The 4,608-nt window shown below is 52.3% G+C and carries 4 protein-coding genes; all 4 read right to left on the bottom strand.

Translation table 11 applies throughout. From position 1 onward, the window contains the following. Positions 1 to 424 precede the first annotated feature (424 nt). The 4 genes from HMPREF3027_RS04545 to nadB are packed head-to-tail and all read right to left on the bottom strand — an operon-like array spanning position 425 to position 4,064. Complete coding sequence (locus HMPREF3027_RS04545) at positions 425 to 694, bottom strand: PqqD family protein (RefSeq protein ID WP_246830527.1); 270 nt, start codon at positions 692 to 694, stop codon at positions 425 to 427. Between the two features lie 13 nt (positions 695 to 707). Beyond that, positions 708 to 1,628: a quinolinate synthase NadA gene (gene nadA / locus HMPREF3027_RS04540; protein WP_070707282.1), complete on the bottom strand. Its 921-nt coding sequence runs from the start codon at positions 1,626 to 1,628 to the stop codon at positions 708 to 710. A gap of 2 nt (positions 1,629 to 1,630) precedes the next feature. After that, positions 1,631 to 2,476, bottom strand: a complete 846-nt coding sequence (gene nadC, locus HMPREF3027_RS04535) for a carboxylating nicotinate-nucleotide diphosphorylase (protein ID WP_070707281.1) — start codon at positions 2,474 to 2,476, stop codon at positions 1,631 to 1,633. Continuing rightward, a complete protein-coding gene (gene nadB / locus HMPREF3027_RS04530; RefSeq protein ID WP_070707280.1) occupies positions 2,469 to 4,064 on the bottom strand; it encodes an L-aspartate oxidase in 1,596 nt (531 codons plus the stop codon). The genes nadC and nadB overlap by 8 nt, the downstream gene beginning before the upstream one ends. Positions 4,065 to 4,608: the final 544 nt, after the last annotated feature.

Below are 4,608 nucleotides of genomic sequence, written 5' to 3'. Positions count from 1 at the left end.
GCACTCGTATCGGCTTGTGCGACCACAAGGGTCGAATACTATACCATAACCTCTTCCCGCCAGTCGTTCGGGGCTATTGCCCCTCCGACTGAGGGGCTAGCTGAATGGCACCCTGTCGGGTGCTCTGGATGCCCTCATCGGACAAGTCGAAAATACGCCTCTTCTATCCTGTTATAAATCAATGGATTAGAAAGGCGAAAATTGAGATGCAACTAAGCAATTGCTTTGTTGCAACTCGTCATTTGCTTAGTTGCATCTCAGCGATTGCTTAGTTGCAACTCATTTTTTGCTTTGATTGGGCACGGAATAAAATTTGACCCTTGTTGTCGCACTATCTTATCTAAGTGCAACCACAAGGGTCGTCTATTATGGGCACCTATTACCCCCCTGGTCATCTGCAGTTGGGCCTCGACAAGGGATTATATTAGTGGCTGAGGAGGCCGGCAGAGGAGAGGGCATCAATGAGCTTGCGGGCATCATTGGTGGCCGCTTCTTGGGAGATTTGGTAGCGACGCTGTAGGAGGGTGATCCAGGCCTCCTCGGTAAACTCGCGGTCCTTTGTCTCCTCTATTAGATAGGCGGCACTCTCATTAAGCTCCAATACCTTGGTATAATCGAGCCCAAGGGGCGTCATGATCACCCCGATCTTCTGCCCATTCAACTCCCGTAGATGTAACTCAGCATTGAGCTTCATCGCACCCAAGCCATTAGGAGAGCTCCAGCATCCGATCAATAGGTACTATCGCCTTCTCCCTCAGCTCCTCCGGCACCTTCACCTCATACTGCTCGTGGAGGAGGGCATCATGGATATTCTCCAGTGTTGTCAGCTTCATATACTCACACCTATGCTCTGGGATCACCGGTACGAAGTCTAGGTCGGGATACAGACGGGTCAGCTCTGCCAGCGTATCTGGCTCCGTTGCGATCAGGAATTGCTTGTAACTACTCTCCGACGGACGGTTCATTATCTTAGTAGTCGACCCCACAATCACCCTCGGATGCTCCAAGAGTTGGCGATTGCTACATGCTGCCGACTCAGGGTGTATCAAGAGCTCTGCATCGGGATACTTCTCGAGGAAGTGCTCTACTAGCTCCGTGGTAATCACATCATGCACATAGCACTCCCCTTGCCAGATATCCATCTCCCGCCCTGTAGCGATCTTGATGTACTCCCCTAGGTTTTTATCGGGAGTGAAAAGGATGGGCCGCCCCTCCGGCAACTGCTTCACAATCTTAAGGGCATTGGCCGAAGTGACACAATAATCGGTCACCGCCTTTACCTCAGCAGTGGTATTGACATAGCTCACCACAATTCCATCGGGGTACTTCCGCTTCCATGTCAGGATCCCCGCTGCTGTAATTGACTGAGCCAGCGTACAGCCAGCCCCCTTCACTGGGATCAGCACCTTTTTATCGGGCGAAATAATCGAGGCGGTCTCCGCCATAAACTCCACCCCACAAAAGAGGATAATATCGGCATCCGTCTCGCCTGCCACCCTTGACAGACCCAAGGAATCGCCCAGGTAGTCGGCCACCCTCTGCACCTCAGGTCGGGCATAATAGTGTCCTAGGATAATAGCATTCTTCTCCTTCTTCAGTCGGTTGATCTCCTTTATAATAGCCTCCATCTTTACTTACTCACTTCAAAATTCATACTCATATCTAGGGCACGGACACTATGCGTCAAAGCTCCAACGCTGATAAAATCAACTCCCGTCTCCGCCACCTCACGGATCCGCTCGAGGGTGATATTTCCAGAGGCTTCCGTCGCTGCGTTATTGCCAATCAGAGCTACCGCCTCCTTCATCATCTCGCTGCTCATATTATCCAGCATAATGATGTCGGCACCCCCTTCTAATGCCTCCTGTACCTCCTCCAGATTGGTGGTCTCCACCTCTACCTTTACCGAGATAGGGAGTGTTGCCTTCACCTGCTTGATGGCCTTAGAGATGCCGCCTGCCGCTTTGATATGATTATCCTTGATCATCGCCATATCATAGAGACCCATACGGTGGTTGGTACCGCCCCCATGCTTCACTGCCAACTTATCAGTCAGCCGATGCCCTGGCACCGTCTTACGGGTATCGAGCAATTGGGCCTTCGTGCCAGCAATCAGGTCGACCATTTGTCGGGTAGCAGTCGCAATACCACTCATCCGCTGTAGGAAGTTGAGCATCAACCGCTCACTAGTGAGGAGGTCGCGATAGGTGCCCTCAATCTTAAGGATCTTATCGCCCTTTACCACACGATCGCCATCTTGGAGATAAGGCTCAAAGAGGTACTCCTCCGTTGAAATGGTCTCCAACACCCGCTCCGCCACCGCGAGCCCCGAAATCACACCATCAGTCTTGGCGGTAATAAGTGCAGTAGCACGCTCACCTCTGCCAATCAGTGCATTAGTTGCGAGGTCGCCAGTGGAGATATCCTCCTCTATGGCAATATCTATCAATTGGTCCAGTAAGTATTCTCTATTCATGGTATTTTACTTTAGTAATCTTATTCTCTTGTATCTCTGTATGGTAGGCCGCCTCTGGTGGCAAAGTCTCCGGGAAATCCTTGCGATAATGTCCCCCACGGCTCTCCTCCCTAAACTCTGCCGAAAGCATAATCAGCTGAGCCACCAGATGGTGATTGTACACCTCCCGCACGGCGATACTCTCCTTCGCCAAGTCCTCCAACTCCGAAAGTCGCTCTGTAACCTCTGCCAATCCTTTCTGCAGACGCTTAGAGCTTCGCACGATACCCGCTCGCTTCATCAATATCTTGCCTAGGCGCTTCATCATCTTCCGTCCCTTTTCTGCCATCCACACCTCATCGTCAAAGCCTTCACGAAGCTGTACTGGAGGCTGAATAGTAGTGGGGAAAACCATTGGTGTATCGGCTAACTCCTCGATATGGCGGGCGATCCTCGTGGAGTAGACAAGGCACTCTACGAGAGAGTTGCTAGCGAGTCGATTGGCCCCCATCAGCCCTGTTGAGGAGACCTCTCCTACGGCATAAAGGCCATCGATAGAGGTGTGTCCATTAAGATCCACACGCACACCGCCTACTGTGTAGTGCGCTGCTGGGGCAATCGGTATCTCGGTGGCTAAGTCGAGCCCATACTTCTGTAGTTCTTTTGAAATGGTGGGGAAGCGCTGGTATATCTTCTGGGGATCCAAGTGACGAAGGGAGAGGATGATGCTATCCACATCGTACTTTTGCATCTCGCTATAGATCTCACGCGCCACCACATCACGAGGTGCCAATTCGGCCAAAGGGTGTCGACCGACCATAAAGCGCTCCCCATCGGGATTGAGCAGATAAGCACCCTCGCCACGAACCGCCTCGCTAATCAGATAGGAGGGGGCACCCTTGAGGTGCAGAGCAGTGGGGTGAAACTGTATAAACTCCATATCCCGCACCACTGCTCCGGCTTGGTAGGCGATCGATAGGCCATCGCCCAATGCGGTAGGTGGATTGGTAGTGGGTCTATAGAGAGCGGCGGCTCCGCCAGTAGCCAATACCACAGAGTGGGCATAGTACGCCTCCAGTTGCCTAGCCTCGGCATCCCATATCCAGGCCCCATAGCAGCGCTGCTCCTCCACAATCAACGCCATCAATGTATGGTGTTCAAAGAGGGTAATCCCAGGCTCCCCCTTTACCTTAGAAATCATAAAGCGGGAGATCTGACGCCCTGTGGCATCGCCCCCAGCATGTAAAATGCGGTGATGATGATGCCCTCCCTCAAGACCCAAAGCGAGATGCCCATCGACACTATCGAACTGCATCCCGAGCCGCTCCAGCTCCTCCACCGCCTTGGGTGCCTCCTCGGTCAGCACACGGACCGCTTCGGGGTCGCAAAGACCCGCCCCCGCCACCATGGTATCTTCATAGTGCTCTCTAGGACTATCGCTAGAGGAGGTGACCGCCGCCATACCGCCCTGAGCAAAGTAGGAATTGCTATCCTCCAAAGTGGCCGATGAGAAGAGGGCTACCCTCCTCTCCTTCGACAGGTGGTAGGCGGTATTGAGGCCAGCAAGGCCGGCACCTATAATAATAACGTCGTAAACGTTTTTCTCCATTTTCTGGTATAGAAAAGTGATTTGATCAATTCAAACCGCAATATACCAAAAAAGCACGACCCCTAAGCAAGGAATCAGCAACGGAGCCGTGGTTAAGTATTAGAAAGGAAGTGTGAGTGACATTTGTGGGATCCCATATTGGACAGGTCGGAGCACCCGAGATAATCAAGAGAATACCCCGAAGGGGTTGCACTTACATATGTCAATGTGGATATGCAACCCCTTCGGGGTAGTCGGTTACCATCTATCTCTCTACCCAACCTTCTCCTCGCAGGTACGCTTCGCATACCAGAGAGGGGGAAGGCTGGGTTATTAGGTCATGGAAGCCCTTCGGGGTACCTCGACGCCCCCAAAAAAGGAATCCTGACGAGGTCCTTTCCCCATGGATGCTCTTATGAATGCCACACGAACTCTTCCAATGCGTAACCCCTACCACCAACCCCTGCTGATGAGAATCTTGTACGAAAGATGAGGGCAAGGTGCACATAGGGAACCAGGTGCTATATCGGGGCAAAAGTTGAGTTGCAACTAAGCGATCGGCGAG

Source organism: Porphyromonas sp. HMSC077F02, from assembly GCF_001815465.1.
GTDB lineage: Bacteria > Bacteroidota > Bacteroidia > Bacteroidales > Porphyromonadaceae > Porphyromonas_A > Porphyromonas_A somerae.
Note: the sequence above shows the minus strand (reverse complement) of the source record. Positions and strands in the feature narration are given on the sequence as shown.

Bases quoted from the DNA above. Each gene is read 5' to 3' on its own strand.
- HMPREF3027_RS04545 (WP_246830527.1), bottom strand. From the start codon at position 694: ATGAAGCTCAATGCTGAGTTACATCTACGGGAGTTGAATGGGCAGAAG.
- nadA (WP_070707282.1), bottom strand. From the start codon at position 1,628: ATGGAGGCTATTATAAAGGAGATCAACCGACTGAAGAAGGAGAAGAAT.
- nadC (WP_070707281.1), bottom strand. From the start codon at position 2,476: ATGAATAGAGAATACTTACTGGACCAATTGATAGATATTGCCATAGAG.
- nadB (WP_070707280.1), bottom strand. From the start codon at position 4,064: ATGGAGAAAAACGTTTACGACGTTATTATTATAGGTGCCGGCCTTGCT.